This is a genomic window from Nocardia brasiliensis, assembly GCF_042691675.1.
GTDB lineage: Bacteria > Actinomycetota > Actinomycetes > Mycobacteriales > Mycobacteriaceae > Nocardia > Nocardia brasiliensis_D.
This window is the reverse complement of record NZ_CP170507.1, coordinates 3892294-3910199: the sequence shown is the minus strand read 5'-3', so window position 1 is coordinate 3910199 and position 17906 is coordinate 3892294. Positions and strand designations below refer to the sequence as shown.

Below are 17906 nucleotides of genomic sequence, written 5' to 3'. Positions count from 1 at the left end.
CTACTACGTAGAAACAGAAGTACGGGGCTCGACTGAATTACCAGAATTGTCCGCGACGGCGGGGACTTCTTGGTCGGTCAATGTTTTCCCGGGAATCTCGGACAATCCGCGTTCGGCCAGATTGCGCCGAGCCTGGGCCAGCGGGAACGCCAGAACGCGCAGGTCGTGGAATAGCTTCACCGCGATGGTCGGCCAGATCGCACCGGTCAATTTGTAGGTCAGCGCGAGTGCCACGCCGCCGAATATCACCTGGGCCGAGACGGCGGGCCGGAATCCGTGCCGCAACCCGTCGATGACGCCACCGGCAACGATGATCAGGATCCAGAACGGCAGGTCCGGCCACAGCAGCGCGACCGCGTAGATGGTGAAACCGCGGTAGACGATCTCCTCCGCGGGCGTGCTGAACGAGTTCGCGAGCCACCAGAACCGCTCGATGGAGGTCTCCGGCGTGATGAAGACGACGTACTCGATCTTGCGCGCGATCCAGTCTCGGCCCGCGCGCCCGCCGACGAGCGGAATCAGCACGGGACCAAGCAGATACGACACGTAGACGGTGACAATGGCCAGGCTGATGATCTTCTCGGCGAGCGAGAACCCACGGAAGATCGAGAAGTCGAAATGCGTCAGGCCGAGCTCGTGCACCGAGGTGCCGCTGACCGCGAACGCGACGAGGATGACGGCCAAGGTGGCCCAGGTCCGGAAGACGCCACCCTGATACAGGCGGACGCGCGCATCGGATCGCTCCCCGAATTCCCGCGTGAAGACGCGGACCGAGAATATCTCGAAGAATGGCTCCGCGAAGACTAGATAGACAAGCAGAATTATGCAGAAGATTTCCATCGGGAGGCCCCGTTCACTGTCCGGTCGGGTCGGTCTTGTTACCTATGAATTGATTGGGGTCGTCCGCGCCCTCACGCTAGGACAACTACTCACTCCGAGGCTGGGAAACATCAGTCAATTCGCGCTACTGCCCGAGCTCTGACACCACCTACCTACGAAGCCGTCCTGAACACATCGGCAGACAGTACAACCGTACTGAGAGAACTGTCTACAGCTTCCACCTGGAAGCGCCTGTGAGCTGGGACACCGGATATATACGGAGTAAAGACCTCCGCATGCGGCGGGGGTGGAAAGTCCCATTCGGGCTGTTTTTTCGTCCGATTTCGGTAGGTCGGACAAACGTCGTTAACCATTCACCGCATGGCATTCAACTGCTGGAAACTTTCCGCACAGTTCAGTGGAACGTCGCGTCACGTCAATTTGATTGCTGACTGTTTGCTACAGGTGTGCATCTGTCCAACTCCATATGTACCGCCGCCCAACAACACCCCACGCGACGGAGACGGAGCGCTCGTCCCCGATTCCGGCGGATCGGCGGCCCACCGAAACCCTGCGACGGCCTCCTCGGCAGTCGAGTGCCGGGAAAATTCCATGCGGGAATAGCTGAGGCCGGGATACGTTCGTTGATGGTGGTTAGTCGAACGAACGAAAGGGGCCGCGCGCGTGGCGACCGAGACTGTGGCAGCGTCCATCGGCCTTCGATCGGAGCGTGGCGCCATCCTCGGGTCGCTGATGCTGGCGACCGGGCTGGTGGCATTGGATTCCACCATCATCGCCACCGCGGTGCTGACCATCACCAGCAGTCTCGGCGGATTCGCCCAGTTCCCCTGGCTGTTCTCGATCTATCTGCTGGCGCAGGCGGTCACCGTCCCCGTGTACGGCAAGCTCGCCGACACGGTCGGGCGTAAGCCGGTCATTCTGTTCGGGATCGCGGTGTTCGCCCTCGGGTCACTGCTGTGCGGGCTGGCGACGAGCATGCTCGGGCTGATCATCTTCCGCGCGGTGCAGGGCATCGGCGCCGGGGCGATTCAGCCGATGACGATGACGATCGCCAGCGACCTCTACACACTGACCGAGCGGGCCAAGGTGCAGGGCTATCTGGCGAGCGTGTGGGCGATGTCCTCGGTGGCGGGGCCGCTGCTGGGCGGCGTGTTCGCCGATTATCTCAGCTGGCGGTGGATCTTCCTGATCAACCTTCCGCTGTCCGCACTGGCCGGGTGGATGCTGCTGCGCAGCTTCGCCGAGAGCGCGCCGCGGCACAAGCAGCGGGTGGACTATCTCGGCGCCGCCCTGTTGACCATCGGCGCGGGCGCGCTGATCCTCGGGTTGCTCGAGGGCGGGCAGGCATGGGCGTGGAGCTCACCCGCGAGCATCGGCATCTTCGTCGGCGGCGCGGTGTTGCTGGTGCTGTTCGGCCTGGTGGAGCGGCGGGCGGCGAATCCTATTCTGCCGCTGTGGGTGTTCACCCGCCGAGTGATCATCGCGAGCAGCCTGGTCTCGGTGCTGGTCGGCGCCATCCTGCTCGGATTGACCTCGTACGTCCCGACTTTCACCCAGGGCGTGCTCGGCACCGGCGCACTCGTCGCCGGACTCACTGTCGGCGCGCTCACCCTCGGCTGGCCGATCGCCGCGTCCCAGGCCGGAAAGGTGTACCTGCGCATCGGATTCCGGGCGACCGCGCTGATCGGCAGCGGGCTGGCGACGGTCGGTGCCGCGACCACCCTGCTGATCACCGAGGACTCGACGCTGTGGCAGGTCGCCGCGTCGTGTTTCGTGATCGGCATCGGCATGGGTCTGGTCGCGACGCCTACCCTCATCGCGGCGCAGACCAGTGCGGAATGGACCGAGCGCGGCGTGGTGACCTCGGCCAACATGTTCGCCCGGTCCATCGGCAGCGCGGTCGGCGTCGCCGTCTTCGGCGCGATCGTGAACTCGCGGGTCGGCGACACCGATCACCCGGCACCGTCGACCCTGTCGTCCGCGGTGCACCTGGTCTTCATCGCGGTGGCGGTGATGGCGGGGGTGATGGTGCTCGCCTCGGCCTGCATGCCGGGCCGGAAGACCGTCGTCGCCTAGCCCGCGGATCAGGCGAATTCGAACGTCGCGACGACTGGCGCGTGATCGGACTCGGGATACTTCTTGTCCGTCCCGAAGTCGACGGACTCGTCGTGCAGCAGCTCGTTGTGGATCTCCGTACCGCGATAGTTGGCCAGCAGATTCCGGGTGACCAGGAGATGGTCGAGCATGTGCCCTTTGCCGTGGTGGAACAGCGTGTAGCGAGCGGATTCGGGCACCGTGTTCTCCACCGGCACCAGCACGCGCCCGGCCAGCGCGCCGTTGCCGGTGTCCTCGACGTCGCCGCGGATCGCGACCAGCGGCACTTCGTCGAAGGTGGCGTTGAAATCGCCCGCCACCACGATGCGCGCGGCGGGATCCTGGTCGAGGATCTGATCGACCAGCCGCCGGACCTCCACCGCCTGACTCATCCGCTTCATCGCGGACAGGAACGAGCCTTCGGCGGCCGCGCCCGCATCGCGCCAGGTGAAGCGATCGAGCTTCTGCCCGGTGATATCGGTGGGCAGCTTCGACTTCAGATGGACGACGATCACGTGCAGCGGCGAGCCGAGCAGCTCGAGTTCCACATGCAGGATCGGCCGCTCCATGCCGATCGACTGCGGTTGCGCCGCAGGCGGATTCGCGGTCAGGATCTGGTACATCGGCGCCGCGACCAGATCGTTCAGCAGTTGGGCATGCGCGATGATGGGCAGGGAGGTGACCACCGCGAGGTTGCGTTCAGCGAACACCTCGCCGTTGGCCTTCTCCGTCGACACGACGTCCCAGCCGGACAGTGCGGTGCCCTGCAGCAGGTCGCCCAGCGCCAACAATGCGCGAGGTTGTCCGGGCTGCTTTTGCCCGTTCACCTCCTGCAGGCACAGGATGTCCGCGCGGAGGCGGTCGATTTGTGGTCGCATCACCGCGATGCGGTCCGCCAGGGTCGGCTCGTGCGGTCCGGGAGCGGGCGTCTCATCGAAATTTTCCAGGTTGAACGTCGCGATACGCAGGGTGACCATTTCACACATCCCTCATAGGCCCCGACGATTCGAACATCTCCATTGTCGTCCTGCCGAGCGGTTGCGGCGCACGGACTCGACTACCCGAATTCCCAGCTCATAGCGTTCGCTATGGGCGGCGATGCGTCATCAGGGCGCGCTGCCGGGGACCCGGCGGCCCGGCGGCTATGAGGCGGGGCGGCGGTCGGCGATTTCGGCGAGTGCGCGCTCGCGGTGTTCGGGCGGGAGCTGGTCTACCGCGGCGCGAACCACCTCGAGCGCGGAGTCCGACAGACCGCCGAGGGTGGTGCGGTATTCGGTCCACAGGTCGTGTTCGGCTGCCGCCCGGAGCATTTCGACCAGCTTGGCTTCCGAGACCAGCGCCACCATTCGTTCCAGGTGCTCGGCATCGTCGACCAGGAAAGCGGCGCGCAGCAGTGCGGTTCCGTCGAGGGCCTGTTGTGCGGCGCGGACCGCGTCGTCGGAGACGGCGGCCATCAGATCACCGAGCGTGATCCAATCCTCTTGCTGGGCAAGCAGTTTGCCGACGGCGACGATGGTGTCGGTAGGCAGTCCGGCAATGAGGTAGGCGGACCGGCGCGCATCGAGCAGCGGGGCGACCTCGGCCAGGAAATCGACCGGCAGACGCTTGGCGACATCCACCGCGTGCGACGGCTCGAGCACCCCAGCCATGCGCGCCGCCAGCAGCGCATTCCGGTTGCGCCCCACCAGTTTCGCGATGACCTGACTCGGGATCACCTTGGCCGCGGCCGCCACTTTGCGCAAGCCGCCGGACTGGCTCTCGAACAGCAGGTCGGCGACCTGGAATCGGAAGTTCCTGAGATCCGCGGCGGGGATCTCGGCGAGGTAGGCCAATTGCTCCACCGGGACACCGAGCGTACGAGCCAACTTGATCACCTGTGCCCGAGCAGCCTCGTCGGTCACAGCCCGGCCGCCTTCTTCACCGCACCGCGCAGGAAACGAGGCACGAAATCCAGCAACGAGTACGCGGCGTCCTCGAGATCCTTGGCCTGCCTACGCCGGGCCTCCACCACCACCGTGGCGAGTTCGGCCTTGGTCTCCGGCGCCAACCCGGCAATGCCGGCAGGCAACTCCCCCGCCACCAACTCCTCCAACGTCCTCTCGGTCACCTCCCCAACCTACCTACTGTGCTGAGCGGGACATGGCTGAGGCGACACGCCGTCTATTGCTCGGTCATGTCCCGCTCGGTCGACTAAGGGATTAGAGGTCGAGGACTAGGCGGGTGAGGGTGCCCGGGGCGATGGTGCACAGGCGGATGGTTCGTGGGCACCAGGTGGCTGCGCCGGGGTGGGTGTCCAGGGCGACCGTTTCGCAGGTGCCGCAGATGCCCGCTCGGCACATCGAGTCGATGGCGACACCCGCGTCTTCCAAGGCTTCCAACACGGTGAGCGCCGGCGGCACGAGGACCGTGCGGCCCGATCTGCGCAGTTCGACCAGGAGCGGCGGTGGTGTCTCGCTCGCTCGGCGGGTCATCGGACCGGGCAGCGGGCGAGGCCGGCGGCCGAGTCGTCGTGCTGGTCGTAGGGCGTGCCGTAGATGCCGACGCGGGCGGCGAGCAGCTTGGCGACCTTGGTGTTTCGCCGCCAGACCGGGTCGTCGGCGGCGGCTCGCCGCACCATCCGCCCGCGCGCGCCGGGCAGCGCGTCGTCGAGTGCTCGCAGCCGGACGTCGAGGGCTGCCGCGATGCCGGTGAGTGTCGCCCACGGCTGCACCGGGACATCGCGTAGTGGTGTGCTGGCGAGCAGCTCTCGCACGAGGGGTTCGCTGCTGAAGTAGGTGAGCAGGCCCAGCAGAGGTGCTGTCGCTCGGACTTTCAGCCGCTGGACCAGGCTCGTGCCGCCCGCGAGCCGGTGGGTTGCCGCGCCTGCCATGTTCGCCGTCCACTCCGGCGCGACACCGGCGGTCGCGACCATGTAGTCCGACATCTCCATGCCTTCGACGGCGGTACGCGGGATCAGTTCGTCCGCGACGCCGAAGACGTAGGCGATGTAGCCCCAGTAGTGCATCACCGCATTCAATTGCCGCTCAGTGCATCTACGGCCATGGGCGTGATCGAAACACATCGGTGACAGGCCGAAGGTGACGGCGGCACCCATCATCGTGCTGTTCGAGATGGGGTTGCCGTGGGTGGCGAAATGCTCGGCGCCCCAGGCGCGGCGCAGTCCGGCACGGACTTGCGCGTGCATGAGACGTACCCGCACAGTGTCTTTGAAGATCGGCGACCAGCGGTCCATGCCGCCGCGCACCGTCACATTCCGGAACCAGGTGGCGGTCTCCAGGTTTCGCCGATAGGGATCGTTGACGAATCGGCCGGTGGCACCGGTCGCGGACGCCACCTCCGCGCCGACGAAGGTGCCCATGAAGTCCTGCACCCCCATCGCGAGCTTGCCGGAGGTCGACACATTGATCCACAGCTTGCGGCCGTATTCCCACAGGTCGGGGTCGTACCAATCGGGTGGGTTGTCGAGGGTGACGAACAGCGACACCAGTTCCGGCGGCGGGTCGTCCAGCGAATCGATGCCGTGGTCGAGCGCCTGGTCGAGCAGGCGCCTGCCCTCGGCGGTGCCGATGCGCCGGAACGCCGTGACGAGGTGGTCCATCGGCTCGTCGCCCTGCCAGAGATGGTCGGCCATCAGTCGGGTACGTGGTGTTTCGACCGGGACCGGCCGGACATCGATCCAAGGCGAAAGGATCGATTGCCTTGGCTCGAACCACAACTCGGAGGCGACCGCGCGTGGCGGTGCCGGTCGCAGTGGCATGCCGGGCCGGTAGTAGTAGTCGAAGGGGTGCGCGGCGGTGTTCACGTCCAGCATCGGTCAAAATCCTGTCAGTTGCCGGAATTTCGTGGCGACAGTAGAGCCGTGGTCGGCGTGCACCGGGCAATAGTGTTTGGGGTCGTCGCGGCGCTCGCTTGTCGGCCACAGCAATTCGGGTGCTTCCGGTGGTGGCATGGTTGCGGGCCGTAGGCCGCGGGCGCGGCGACGCCCGGCCCGGATGCGGGGGAAGAAATAGCGGATCTCGTCCGGCGTCGCCCGATTCAGCGCCGTGAACAGCGCACACCACCGGTCGAACCAGAACTGGTCGCCCGCGGTCCAGCTGAAGCCCATCGTGCGCCGAATCGACGGGTCGCACAGGCCGATCGTGACGAACTGATAGAACCGGGCCCCGAACGGCCGAACCATCTTCTCCCACAGTGGTTTCGGCAGCAGATCCAGCACCGGGAACGGTGGTACCGGTGCGTTCTCGGCCAGCCGGTACACCTCCCACGCGGCCCGGGTCGGCTCCAAGACGTTCTCGCACATGTCATTCCAGTACTGCTGGAACTCCGGCCAGCTCTTCGGGACCACCCGCATGCTCATCCCGTACATCTCGTACCACTGGTACTGCTCGCGCCACAGCTGCTCGCGTTGGGCGGGCGAAAGCCCGCCCATGAACAGCTCGCCCACGCGCAGGGTCTGCACGAAGAACACCGCGTGCGCCCAATAGAAGGTGCCGGGGTCGAGTGCGTGATACCGGCGCCCCTCGGCGTCGGTGCCTTTGATCGTGCGGTGGTAGTTCACGATCTCGCGTGCGGTCTGCTCGGCTCGCGGCCCGTCGAAGACCACACCCACGATCGGATACGCCGACCGCAGCACCCGTTGATAGAACTCGTCCTGGATCTCCGAGTGGTACTCGACGCCCGCGCCGAGACCGGGATGCATGTTCTGGACCATTCCGAGGAACAGCCCGCTCGGGGCGAAGTACAGCGAGCCGAAGATCTGCCAGGTCAACGAGTCCGGCCCGAGTGGCACGGGTGCACGGTGGCGCTCGTGCAGCACGTCATTGTGTGCAACCATGAATTGATGCTGACACGAATAAATACTCGCGTTCAATTCGTCTTCTGATGCCGCCGAAGACGCGTAAAACGCCGCAGCAGCAGCGCTCTCGCGCCATGGTGCAGCGCATCGTGGACGCCGGGCAGGCCGTGCTCATCGAACACGGCTACGACGGCGCGTCCACCAACCGGATCGCCCTGGCAGCCGGTATCAGCCCCGGCTCGCTGTACCAATACTTTCCGGGCAAGGACGCCATCGTCACGGCGGTCATCGACCGCTACAACAGCGAGGTCGCGTCCCGGGTGCACAGCAGCGTGCTCGCCCACCTGCACCAGCCGCCCGAAACCGCCGTTCCGGCAACCATTTCCGCGCTGCTCGACGCGCTGGGCAGCCATCCGGCACTGCTGCGCGCCGTCATCGAGCAGACGCCGCGGCTCAGCGCCGACAACACGGTCTTCGCCTTCGAGCAGCAGATCGGCGAGATGGCGCGCGTCGCGCTGACCATGCACCAGGACTCGTTGCCCGACGATGTCGACTTCGACGCGGCCGCCTGGATGCTGGTGCGCGCGGTCGAGCACCTCGCCATCCGGTACATCCTCGACCAGCCCGCCGTGTCCCGCGAGCGCTTTCTCGCCGATATCACCCGGCTGGTCTTGAACTTCTTCCGTCCCGCACCGGGGCCCCTACCTGCGAAGACCCCGGCGCGGCGACGATCACGAGCCGAACGCGAGTAGTCGCGCCACCTCGAAGGACCTACCTCGCGGACGCCTCACGCACCGAACCGGAGGCATCGCCGCTCTTCCCGAGGCGGGTGAGCCCGAGGTAGCCGAGCGACACCAACACTGCCCAGACAACGCCGACAACGATTGCGGTGCGGCCGCTTTCGGTGAAGAAGAGCAGGACCACCACCAGCGCGAGGAACGCCAAGGCGACGACCGTCGTGTAAGGCGCGGCGGGCAGGCGGTAGTCGGCCGCGGGGAGCTCGCCACGGGCGACCTTGGCGCGGTAGAGCAGGTGACAGACCAGGATCATGCCCCAGACGAAGATGATGCCGATGGTGCTCACCGAGGTGATGTAAGCGAAGGCCTTGTCCGGCGAGATGATGTTGACGATCACGCCGATCACCATCGCTGCCGCTGACGCGCTGATGCCGACATAGGGCACCTGGCGCGCGCTCAGCTTGTTCAGTGCGGCCGGTGCCTCGCCGTGCAGCGACAGGGTGCGCAGCATGCGGCCGGTCGAGTAGATGCCCGAGTTGCACGACGACAGTGCCGCGGTCAGCAGCACGAAGTTGATGATGCCCGCCGCGCCGGGAATGCCGATCTGCTGGAACACCTCGACGAACGGGCTCTTGCCCGCGTGGAAGTTGCGCCAGCTGGACACCGACATGATCACCAGCAGCGCGCCGATGTAGAACAGGCCGATCCGGAACGGCAGCGTATTGATCGCCTTGCGCAGCGTCTTACGCGGTTCGCGCGCCTCCCCGGCGGTGATTCCCACCAGTTCCACGCCCACGTACGCGAACAGCACGATCTGCAACACCAGCAACGACTGCCCGAACCCATTCGGGAACACACCGCCGTCGGCCCACAGGTTGGTCACGGTCGGGTCGGCGGCGTGCCCGAACCCGATGATCAGCACGCCGAGGCCGAGCAGGATCATGCCGATGATCGCGGTGACCTTGATGGCGGAGAACCAGAACTCGCCCTCACCGAACAGCCGCACCGAGATCAGGTTCGCCGCGAACATCAGCGCGAGCACCACCAGCGCCGTGATCCACGGTGCGATGTCGAACCAGTACTGCACGTACTTGCCCGCCACGGTGATCTCGGCCATGCAGGTGGCCACCCACACCGCCCAGTACGACCAGCCGGTCACGAAACCCGCGTAGCGGCCCAGGAATTCGTGCGCGTATTCGGCGAAGCTGCCCGAGACCGGGCGATAGGTGAGCAACTCCCCCAGCGCCCGCATGATCACGAAGATGGCCAGGCCGGCCGCCAGGTAGGCCAGGATCAGGGCGGGTCCGGCCTGCTCGATCGCGCCGCCCGCGCCGTAGAACAGGCCGGTGCCGATCGCGCCGCCGATGGCGATCATCTGGATGGTCCGCGGACTCAGCCCGCGCGCGTAGCCCTCCGAATCGCCGGTGCCGGTCGGGTCGAGTGTTCCGGCGTCCGATAGCTCACGGTCGGCGGCTGTCATAGTGCGGTCCTTCTCTCTTACGGCAGTGACGCGACACCCGGGGTCGTCGGTCGGTGACCCCGGACACATGACATGGGATCATCGCATGTTTCAGAATCGGTCAGCACGTCACGCTACCGGTCCGGGCGCGCGTCCACCTCTTCGCGCTGATCGGACAACAAATCGCCGCCTGCCGTTCGAGTCAGCGACCCCAGTGGTCCACCGGATCGAAACCTCCTACCCCGGAGGCGAATTCACGGACGCGGAAGGGCCCGCCCGCGTCGGGCGCCAGCGGTGGCGTGTCCGCGCCCGCGCCCTCACGCATGCCGTCGAGCGCTTCCCGGATGGCATCCGTGGCGCTGACTCGAGGTGTCCAGCCCAGCTCGGTGCGCGCCCGCGTGGTGTCCATGATCGGCAGGCGGAGCAATCCGTCGAAGAGGTTCGGGTCGGCGGGCACCAAGCGCAGATGCCACGCGGTCGCCAGTGCCGCCCTGGCCAGCCCGGTCGGCACGCGGATCGTGCGCGCTTGCAGCAACTCGGCCAGCCGGTGGGCATCGATGATCGGGTCGGCGGCGAGATTGAAGGCCCCTCCGACGTCGCCGATCACGGCCCGCCGGAAAGCGTCCGCGGCGTCGGTGGCGTGCAATGCCTGGAAACAGAATCCTGGCATGGCCGGTACCACCGGAAGCAGACCGGGCCGGAGCAACCGGTTCGGCAGCAGCGGACCGGCGAACAGGCGGCGCTGTTCGCTGGCCGCCGCGCGCTGGAAAATGAACGCGGGACGCAACCGAACCACTCGGCAGTCCGGATGCTCCGTGCCGAAGATGTCCAGTAGCCGTTCGACGTACGCCTTCTCCCGCATGTATCCGGCGGGCGGCCAGCCATCGGTCGGCCAAGCCTCGTCGACCGGATCGTCGTCCCGCTTCGGCGAGTAGGCGCCGAGGGACGACGCGTACACCAGCGCGGGCACCTTCGCGTCGGCGACCGCCCGCAGCACTCGCGCCGAGCCGATCACGTTGGCCCGCCACGTCACCAATGGCCGATGCGTCGGCTGGAACAGCCACGCGAGATGCACCACCACGTCCGCGCCGCGAAAGTGAGCCACCAAGTCGTCGTAGCGAACGTCGGCGTCGACCCACTCGGTCTTGTCCACCTGGCGGGCGGGCAACCTGCGCGCCAATCCCACGATGGACGTCACCTCGGGCCTCGCGGCCAGCGCGTCGAGCACACTCGTCCCGACATTTCCGGTGGCACCAGTAACGACGACGCGCATGTCCGGCTCCTCGGCATCTCGTGCTTCTCTCGCGACATACCCGAGTACAGGCCGACCACACCACGCTGCTGTGCCGACCAGGGGTAGGGTCGGTAAGGTAACCCTAATAACAATTCGTGGGAGGATTACCTATGGCCCGACCCCGCACCACCCTCACGGTGCAGCACACCGAGTGGCTGAGCCCGCATCTGATTCGGGTCCACCTCGGTGGTCCCGGCTTCGCCACGTTCAAGACCGACGGATTCACCGATTCCTACGTCAAGTTCATCTTCGAGCGCGACGGGATCGAGGTGCTGCGCACCTATACCGTTCGCTCGGTCGATGCGGAAGCGGGCCGGATCGCGGCGGATTTCGTCTACCACGGCTCGGAGGGCATCGCGGGACCGTGGGCGGCGACGGTTCAGCCCGGTGAGACCATCGACCTGTACGGCCCCGGCGGCGCCTACGCGCCCCGCGCGGACGCCGACTGGCACCTGTTGGCCGGTGACGAGGCCGCGCTGCCCGCTATCGCGGCCGCGCTGGAGGCGATGGATTCGACTGCCGTCGGCTACGCGTTCATCGAGGTTGCCGGGCCGGACGACGAACTGCCGTTGCACAAGCCCGAAGGCATCGAGCTGACCTGGCTGCATCGCGGCACCCAGCCACCGGGCGAAGTACTCGCGGCGAGTGTCCGCAACGCTGCGTGGCGAGACGGGCAGGTCCAGGTGTTCATCCACGGCGAGGCCAAGGCCGTCATGCACGACATGCGCCGCTATGTGCGCCGGGAACGCGGCGTGAGTGCCGAATGGGCGTCCTCCATTTCCGGCTACTGGCGTCGCGGTCGGACGGAAGAGGGCTTCCGGGAGTGGAAGGCCGAACTCAATAGGCAGGAGTCGGCCACGGCCGCCGGCTGAGCGCTGACCGGACGGGACGCCCGACTCGGGCGCCCCGTTTCGGGCGATCCGCAGGCCGCGCTCCGCCGGGTGGGCGGGCACAGAACGGCGCAGCCGGACGAAGTCCGTCGGTAGACCGCGCACGGCCGGAGCGAAGGCGGAGGTACGCTTATCCCCGGGCCGGAGGATTGCCGAGCACGTGGTCGATCGCGGCGCGGGTCGCGGCGACGTATGCCGTTGGGTCCGTGAGGAATACGTCGTGTGCGGCATCGAGTTCGAGCACCTTCGCATCGAGCAACCTCGCCAATTCGCGCTGATCGCGGGGCGGCACCGCACCGTCACGGGCCGTGACCACGACAGCCGTGGGCAGTCCGGCGAGCGTGGCCGCGTGCGGCCGGAAGTCGAAGGCGTACTCGGCGAGGATGACGTCGACGATCACCCGAGGATGGCACCGGCCGAGTTCGGTCCGCAGCCACGGCCACAGCCGCGCGACCTCCGAACTCCTGGTGCGCGCCTTACGAAAGTAGGACAGCGGCCACGACCGGCCGATCCCCCGGCTGTGCCGCGCGAACGGCCGCAGACCGCGGAACAGCACCCGGCCGAGGGCATCCACCCGACTGTCGAACGCCATCGCGGTCGCCTCGAAAACCAGTCCGCGCACCCGATCCCGGTGCCGCCGAGCGAATTCCAGCCCGACCGGACCACCGAGCGAATACCCGCACACCACCACCTGCTCGATGCCGAGGGCAGCCAGCACCGCGGCCGCGTCGTCGGCGCATTGTGCGATATCGAATCGCTCCCGCGAGCCCAGCGGCAGTCCACGGCCATGGCCCCGCATGTCCATCGCGACGAGGCCATAACCGTCGGCAATCGGTTGCATCAGGTGGCCGAAGTTCACGTCGGCGGTCAGCGCCCAACCATGCAGCAGCAGAACAGGATTCGCGCCGGGAGCGAACCGGACGTCGACGGTCGAGCCGTCGGGCAGCGCGACGGCCCGCCGCGGCGGCAGCGCGAACGGCGCGGCGACCGCGACACCGCTTCGACGCTCACCATTTCGCGCAAGGCCCGTCACCTGCTAGACGGTAGCCGATCAATCGCGCCAGCCACCGGAGGCGAGGATGTCGTCCCAGGTCAGTGGCGTCACCTCAGGGTGCCGGGCGCGGATGATTTCCCCGGCCAGGCTCGTCGGGGGCGCTTTCCGCGGGTTCGCCAGTCCCTGGGCTTCGATGGTTTCGGTGAGTACCCGGCTACCGCCGAGGCGGGGATAGCTGGCATGCACCGCGTCGGCGTACCCGGGCGGCAGGTCCGTTGGTCCGCCCGCGACATCGATGCCGATGCCCTCGACGGCGATCCAGGCCTCCGCGGGCCTGCGCCTGCGATAGACGGGTGAATCGGTGAAGCCGATGGTGTGCGCGGCGATCGCGTCCCAGATGGTGTCGACCCGCGCGTCGGTGACCCCGTTGTCCTCGAGAAACCGCACCGCGTCGTCGGCCCCGTCGATCTCGAATCGCTGGTCACCGCCCGCGTTTTCGGCGAGGCCGAGGTCGTGCAGCACGCAGATGAGATACATGGTCTCCTCGTCGTAGTCGGCGCCGGGCCGCAGCCCGTGCCGCTCGGCGACCGCGCGGCCGAACAGGAATCCGCGCACACTGTGGTTACGCAGGGCAGGTGACAGCGAGCGGTCCATGAGCTCGGTTGCCTTGTCCGCCAATGGCGTCGACGGCAGCGGTAGCGAAAGCGGCTGGGCCGCTGCGGATGTCTGCGACAGCACGACGGCCGTTCCGGCGATTCCGGCACCGATCACGGCGCGGCGAGATAACGACATGGCTGAACTCCTTGGTGAACAGGGTGATCTCGATCGAGAGGTTCGCGATCGAGCGAGGGTTTGTGCCGTCTGATGTCAGAGTGCGGTGGCGCGGAATCGCCCGCGATAGTCACTCGGGGTGGTGCCGAGCACCTCGACGAAGGTGCGGCGCATCGTCTCTTCGGAGCCGAAGCCGCTGTGCCTGGCGATGGCGGCCATCAATTCGTCGCTCGTCTCGAGCAGGGCCTGGGCGGCCTCCACCCGGACCTGTTTGACGTACTGCGCCGGTGTCATCCCGGTTTCCTGCCGGAACAACCTGCTCAGGTGCCGCTCACTGAGCGCGGCGCGGGCAGCCATGGCGGCCAGGCTGTGATCGGCCGCCAGGTCCTCGACCACGGAATCGATGACTTTGCGCAGGCCGCTGCTGCGGGGCAGGCCGATACCGGCCCGCACGCTGAACTGTGATTGGCCGCCGGGGCGGCGGAGGAACACGACGAGATGTTTGGCCAGCGAGCGGGCCAGCTCGACGCCGTGATCCTCTTCTACCAGGGCGAGCGCCAGGTCGATGCCCGCCGTGACACCCGCCGAGGTGATGACCGATCCGTCCCGCACGCAGATGGCATCGGGATCGACGTCCACCTCCGGAAACTGTTGCGCCAGTTGGTCACAGGCGAGCCAATGCGTGGTCGCGCGCCGCCCGTCCAGCAGTCCGGCTTCGGCCAGCACCAACGCCCCCGTGCACACGGAGGCCACCCGCCGGGCACCAGGGGCGGCCGCCCGCACCGCGGCGACGAGGTCGGCCGGAATCGGATACTCCGGTGCGTATCCCGGAACGAGCAGGGTGTCGGCTGCTCCCGTCAGTTCGCCGACCGAACCCGAAACCCCGAGCGGCACCCCTACGTCGGTGCACACGTCGCTGCCGTCCGACGAGGCGAACCGCACTCGATGCCCGGCCCAGTGGAACACCTGAGCGGGTCCGGCAACGTCGAGCAGCAACACACCCTCGGACACCGCGACTACCACGTCACCACTCGACTCCATGCCCCCAGTCTCGGACAGCGGCGAAATGTCCACAAGGACACGTACCCCACAAATCCAGCCATCGACGCTCAGGCCATCGACTCACCTTCGGTCAAGACCAGATCGTCGGCGGCTCGCCGCACCTCGGGCAGCCGACCGGGATCCGCGAGCAGTCCCGTCAAGGCGAATTCGACGATCTCCGCTGGGCTCACGGCGATTTCCGGTAGCGCGAGCGCGTCGAAGAGCGCTTGGACCAAGCGGGCCCCGGAGACCGGATTCATCGCCCGCACATCGCCTTCCCGCTGGCCCGCCTCGACCATGGCGATGACGGTGCGATCCAGTTGCTCGACGAGCCCCAATTCGGCCGCGAACCGCTCGCGCTGCAGTTCCGGCGTGGTGAGGATGGACGCGAGGACATACGGCGAGTCGTGGAGGTGTTCGAGGGATTCGCGTAGCCAGCGATGCAACTTGACCACTGCGGGCGCGGGGTGCGTCGCGAGTTCGTCGGCGAGCGCGAGCGGACGTTGCAGGCCCAGACGGACCAGGGCGGCGAGGATGTCGTCCTTGGCGGAGAAGTGCTTGTAGATCGCGGGTTGCCGGACACCGACGGCCGCCGCGATATCGCGGGTGGAGGTCGCCGAGTAGCCGCGCACGGCGATGAGCTCGGCGGCGGTGCGCAGGATGCGTTCGGCCGCCGGGCTCGATCGGGTGGTGTCCGCGGGCATGCGGAACAGGCTAACGGCCGTTCGGTTCGCCACCGAGCAGGGCGTGCGCCAGGTTCCGATAAAAGGCGAGGACACCGGGTTGTTCCTTCGGGCTGAGGTGACCGCGTTGGGCGAATCGCGAGGCGGCACCGCGCTGCACCGCTTCCAGCCCCAGCCGGTCCTCGTCGTTGATCATCGCCGTGACCGCCTGCTGGGTTCGCCGCACCGCCTCGGAGCCGGTGGCCAGCTCCGGCAGGGTGAGCGCGCCACCGACGACCTCGACCCGATCGATCGCCGTCGGCAGGAAGCTGAACCAGACGACCTGATCACCGACCGCGATGAAGGCGCTCGCCGGGAAGGTCAGCAGCAGCATGCCGTTGGCACGCTGGATCTCGTTGAGCGCCAACACCTCCGGCCGCACCGGTGCGGCGAACGGAATTCTGGCGTGCAGCACCCACGGCGAGTACTGCTCGACATGGATGTCACCGCCACCGGGCATGTACGGTTCCAGCGTCTCCCGATGCAGCCCGATGACGTGATAGTTCTCGTGGCCGTTCTCCATCACGAGCTTCCAGTTCGCCCGCCATTCCAGCCGCCACGAGTCGACCTGCACCATCTCACTCAGCCGATAGTTGGCGAACTGGGGTGCGGCCAGCTCGAGATGGTCGCCGATCGGCTCGGCGTTCGCGTCGAGGTTGATCCAGACGAACCCGTTCCACTCCGCCAGCGCGAATTGCGGCAGCCTGCATTCCTTCTTCTCGAACTCGGTGTTCCCGGCCATGTAGGGCGCACCGCGCAACCGTCCGTCGAGTCCGTACTTCCACAGGTGGTACTGGCAGGTGAACGAGTCGGTGCGGCCCGCGCCCGGTGCCACGAGCGGCATCAACCGGTGTCGGCAGATCGGCGACATCGCATGCAGCGCACCGCCACCCGCGCGCGTGACGACCACCGACTCCCCGGCGATGGACACCGCGATGTAGTCGCCGGTTTCCGCGAGCTGATCGACGTGCGCGACGAGCAGCCAGGTCCGGCCGAAGATCCGTTCGCGTTCCAGTTCCCACAGTTCCGGCGAGGTGTAGGCAGTCGGCGGCAGGCTGAGCGCGGGTGGCTCGTCGTCGAGGTATTCGCGCAGGCCCGCGAGCACCTCGCCGACCCCTGGTGTGGTGAGGACGGACATAGTGAACCTCCCTGATCCCAGGTTATCGTCCGATAACCTGGGATCTAGGTTATCAATTGATAACCGCCCGTCAAGGTTATTGCCCAAGCGCGCGCAGCGCTTCCTCCACGAACTGGGTCGTGTAGGTCTTGGACAGGTCGATCCGGTCGCGAACCGGCCGCACATTCGTCGAGTACTTGCCGAGAATGTCCAGGACGTTCTGGGCGCCCTCGGGTTTCATCAGACCGTCGCCGTTGAACATGCCGATCGAATCGCGGATGGACTGGATGTAGAGGTCCTTCCCGCCGCTCGCGTACTGCGAAGGCATCTTCGCCGCGATCTCCTCCGGGGTGTGCGTCTTGATCCACTGCAACGTCTGCACGAAGGCCGCCGCGAGTTTGCGCACGGTATCCGGGTGGGCGTCGATCGTGGCGCAGCTCATGTACAGCGACGACGCCGGGTACAGCCCGCCGAGTGCGGCCCGGGTGCCCGCCTCGGTGCGCATGTCGACCAGGATCTCGGCCGCACCGGAGTTGACCATCTGCGCGACCGTCGGGTCGGTGGTCATTCCCGCGTCGATGCCGTTGTGGTTCATTCCCGCGATAAAGGTCTGTCCCGCACCGGCTTTCACCCGGGTATAGTCCGCCGTGGTCATGCCTTGCCGGCCGGTGAGCGCCTGGGTGAGGAAGTCGGTCGACGAGCCGAACGAGGTGACACCGAGATTCTTGCCCCGCAGGCCCGCCGTGGCGGTGATCGTCGCCGCGTCCTGCTTGGACACCAGCTCGACCTCGCCCGGCACGTCCGCCAGCTGCACCACCGAGCGGATGCACTGGTCCTTGGCCTGCAGGTCGATGGTGTGGTCGTAGAAGCCGACCACACCCTGCACGTCGCCGGTGAGCAGTGCGGTCTCGGCGTTGGCGCCGGACTGCTCACCGAGCAGCTTCACGTCGACGTCGTTGCTGTCGAAGTAGCCGAGCTGCTCGGTGAGCATCGCGGGCAGATAGATGACCTTCTCCAGCCCGCCGACCATGATGGTGATCTGCGGACGCCCGTTCACCATCGGAAGGTGCCGGGAATCCCGGCATCCGGTGGCCAGCAGCAGCGCCGCGACGGCAATGACGACGATCGTCACATGCTTGCGAAATCTCATGC

The 17906-nt window shown here is 66.9% G+C and carries 18 protein-coding genes; 3 read left to right on the top strand and 15 right to left on the bottom strand.

The features are described 5' to 3' along the window. Positions 1 to 3: 3 nt before the first annotated feature. Positions 4 to 840 (bottom strand): type II CAAX prenyl endopeptidase Rce1 family protein, encoded by an 837-nt coding sequence (locus ACFK0J_RS18055; RefSeq protein WP_378741749.1) that lies wholly within the window; start codon positions 838 to 840, stop codon positions 4 to 6. 663 nt (positions 841 to 1503) lie between these two features. Between ACFK0J_RS18055 and ACFK0J_RS18050 the strand changes: the two genes are divergently transcribed. Further along, a complete protein-coding gene (locus tag ACFK0J_RS18050; RefSeq protein ID WP_378741747.1) occupies positions 1504 to 2916 on the top strand; it encodes an MDR family MFS transporter in 1413 nt (470 codons plus the stop codon). 8 nt (positions 2917 to 2924) lie between these two features. Here ACFK0J_RS18050 and ACFK0J_RS18045 read toward each other — a convergent pair whose 3' ends face one another. From ACFK0J_RS18045 to ACFK0J_RS18020, 6 genes are all read right to left on the bottom strand, one after another. Next, entirely contained in the window at positions 2925 to 3911 is a 987-nt protein-coding gene (locus ACFK0J_RS18045) for an endonuclease/exonuclease/phosphatase family protein (protein ID WP_378741745.1), read from the bottom strand. A gap of 165 nt (positions 3912 to 4076) precedes the next feature. Next, entirely contained in the window at positions 4077 to 4835 is a 759-nt protein-coding gene (locus tag ACFK0J_RS18040) for a hypothetical protein (protein WP_378741743.1), read from the bottom strand. Beyond that, the gene (locus ACFK0J_RS18035; RefSeq protein ID WP_378741741.1) at positions 4832 to 5041 is read right to left on the bottom strand and encodes a hypothetical protein; all 210 of its coding nucleotides are present in this window, start codon (positions 5039 to 5041) and stop codon (positions 4832 to 4834) included. Before ACFK0J_RS18035 ends, ACFK0J_RS18040 begins: the two co-directional genes overlap by 4 nt. Positions 5042 to 5132: 91 nt before the next feature. After that, on the bottom strand, positions 5133 to 5405 hold the full coding sequence (locus ACFK0J_RS18030) for a 2Fe-2S iron-sulfur cluster-binding protein (RefSeq protein WP_378741739.1): 273 nt from the start codon (positions 5403 to 5405) through the stop codon (positions 5133 to 5135). After that, complete coding sequence (locus ACFK0J_RS18025; protein ID WP_378741737.1) at positions 5402 to 6745, bottom strand: oxygenase MpaB family protein; 1344 nt, start codon at positions 6743 to 6745, stop codon at positions 5402 to 5404. Before ACFK0J_RS18025 ends, ACFK0J_RS18030 begins: the two co-directional genes overlap by 4 nt. Positions 6746 to 6748: 3 nt before the next feature. Continuing rightward, entirely contained in the window at positions 6749 to 7768 is a 1020-nt protein-coding gene (locus ACFK0J_RS18020; protein WP_378741735.1) for an oxygenase MpaB family protein, read from the bottom strand. Between the two features lie 47 nt (positions 7769 to 7815). On the opposite strand from ACFK0J_RS18020, the gene ACFK0J_RS18015 reads away from it, so the two are divergent. Then, the gene (locus tag ACFK0J_RS18015; protein ID WP_378741733.1) at positions 7816 to 8481 is read left to right on the top strand and encodes a TetR/AcrR family transcriptional regulator; all 666 of its coding nucleotides are present in this window, start codon (positions 7816 to 7818) and stop codon (positions 8479 to 8481) included. A 19-nt stretch (positions 8482 to 8500) separates the two neighbouring features. Here ACFK0J_RS18015 and ACFK0J_RS18010 read toward each other — a convergent pair whose 3' ends face one another. Together ACFK0J_RS18010 and ACFK0J_RS18005 are read right to left on the bottom strand one after the other, a co-directional pair. Then, positions 8501 to 9946: an amino acid permease gene (locus tag ACFK0J_RS18010; protein ID WP_378741731.1), complete on the bottom strand. Its 1446-nt coding sequence runs from the start codon at positions 9944 to 9946 to the stop codon at positions 8501 to 8503. A gap of 181 nt (positions 9947 to 10127) precedes the next feature. Next, a complete protein-coding gene (locus ACFK0J_RS18005) occupies positions 10128 to 11198 on the bottom strand; it encodes an NAD-dependent epimerase/dehydratase family protein (protein ID WP_378741729.1) in 1071 nt (356 codons plus the stop codon). Positions 11199 to 11329: 131 nt separating this feature from the next. Between ACFK0J_RS18005 and ACFK0J_RS18000 the strand changes: the two genes are divergently transcribed. Continuing rightward, positions 11330 to 12091, top strand: a complete 762-nt coding sequence (locus ACFK0J_RS18000; protein WP_378741727.1) for a siderophore-interacting protein — start codon at positions 11330 to 11332, stop codon at positions 12089 to 12091. A 148-nt stretch (positions 12092 to 12239) separates the two neighbouring features. Here the strand turns inward: ACFK0J_RS18000 and ACFK0J_RS17995 are convergent, their stop codons facing one another. The 6 genes from ACFK0J_RS17995 to ACFK0J_RS17970 form a co-directional block, all read right to left on the bottom strand. Beyond that, entirely contained in the window at positions 12240 to 13142 is a 903-nt protein-coding gene (locus ACFK0J_RS17995) for an alpha/beta fold hydrolase (protein ID WP_378741725.1), read from the bottom strand. Positions 13143 to 13160: 18 nt separating this feature from the next. Beyond that, on the bottom strand, positions 13161 to 13895 hold the full coding sequence (locus ACFK0J_RS17990) for an HD domain-containing protein (RefSeq protein WP_378741723.1): 735 nt from the start codon (positions 13893 to 13895) through the stop codon (positions 13161 to 13163). A gap of 75 nt (positions 13896 to 13970) precedes the next feature. Next, positions 13971 to 14915 (bottom strand): GlxA family transcriptional regulator, encoded by a 945-nt coding sequence (locus ACFK0J_RS17985; protein ID WP_378741721.1) that lies wholly within the window; start codon positions 14913 to 14915, stop codon positions 13971 to 13973. A 68-nt stretch (positions 14916 to 14983) separates the two neighbouring features. Then, positions 14984 to 15619, bottom strand: a complete 636-nt coding sequence (locus tag ACFK0J_RS17980) for a TetR/AcrR family transcriptional regulator (RefSeq protein WP_378741718.1) — start codon at positions 15617 to 15619, stop codon at positions 14984 to 14986. Between the two features lie 10 nt (positions 15620 to 15629). Beyond that, positions 15630 to 16775, bottom strand: coding sequence for an aromatic ring-hydroxylating dioxygenase subunit alpha (locus ACFK0J_RS17975; RefSeq protein ID WP_378741716.1), 1146 nt, complete (start codon positions 16773 to 16775; stop codon positions 15630 to 15632). Positions 16776 to 16851: 76 nt separating this feature from the next. Beyond that, a complete protein-coding gene (locus ACFK0J_RS17970) occupies positions 16852 to 17904 on the bottom strand; it encodes an ABC transporter substrate-binding protein (protein WP_378741712.1) in 1053 nt (350 codons plus the stop codon). Between the last annotated feature and the right edge of the window lie 2 nt (positions 17905 to 17906).